Source organism: Streptomyces durocortorensis (genome assembly GCF_016901035.1).
Taxonomy (GTDB): Bacteria; Actinomycetota; Actinomycetes; order Streptomycetales; family Streptomycetaceae; genus Streptomyces; species Streptomyces durocortorensis.
Genome location: NZ_JAFEUF010000530.1, coordinates 1 through 871 on the forward strand (window position 1 = coordinate 1; position 871 = coordinate 871).

The 871-nt window shown below is 78.3% G+C and carries 1 protein-coding gene; it reads right to left on the reverse strand.

Annotated elements, in window-relative coordinates; genetic code table 11:
- Positions 1-133 precede the first annotated feature (133 nt).
- The gene (locus JS521_RS35920; protein WP_205087028.1) at positions 134-862 is read right to left on the reverse strand and encodes a DUF461 domain-containing protein; all 729 of its coding nucleotides are present in this window, start codon (positions 860-862) and stop codon (positions 134-136) included.
- Positions 863-871 lie beyond the last annotated feature (9 nt).

Genomic DNA, 871 nt, shown 5'->3' on the forward strand with positions numbered 1-871 from the left:
ACACTCCCCCCCCCCCCCGCGGGGGGGGGGGGGCGCGGCGCGGGGGGGGGGGCCGTGTCCCCCGGGGGGGGCGGGCCCCGGGGCGCCCCCCCCCCGGGGGGCGTACTGCGTGCGTGTGCGTGTGCGGCGGCGGTCAGTCGGCCGCGGGCACCGAGGCGGCGTCGCCCGCGCCCTGCGTGGCCGCGTCGCCCTGCGTGCCCGTCTCGCCCTGGCCCGTGGCACCCTCGGCGGCCGCGCCGTCCGCCGGCGTGCCGCCCGTCGCGCCCTCGGCCGTGCCGGGGGTCTCCGCGTCGCCGGTCGCGCTGCCGGACGGCGTCGGGGTCGGCTTGGGGGCGGGCGCCTCGGCCTGCGGGCTGGGGCCGAAGTCCTTGAAGAAGCCCTCGGCCGGGAAGACGCTCGCGCCGAGGGCGACGTCGCCGGTCCGGCTGAGCTTGAAGACGACCTGCTGGACGTCGCCGTTGCGCGCGGCCTCGCCGCTGTTCTCGATCACGGCGGCGGCGTTGCCCTTGCCGCCGATGACGACCTGGCCACCGGCCGGGACCACGATGGGGCCCTTGCCGCCGGCCGCCTGGAGCTTCACCTGGACGTTGCTGCCGGGCAGCGTGATCGCCTCCAGCACCTCGCGCTCGGTGCCGGCGTTGAACAGCGTCGCGGCGACGACGGCGGGGCCGTCCGCACCGGCGCCGGGCTGCGTGATCACGTTGACGTTCTGGGCCTTGATGTCGCCCACCGTCGTGGCCGGGTTGTCCGGCCGGATCTTGAGCGTCTCGGCGTTGTTGCCCGCCGCACAGGCGGACAGGGAGAAGATCGAGAGCGCGGTGGCGGTGGCGGCGAGAGCGCCGTGTCGAAGGCTGCGGCTCACGGCGGCGGC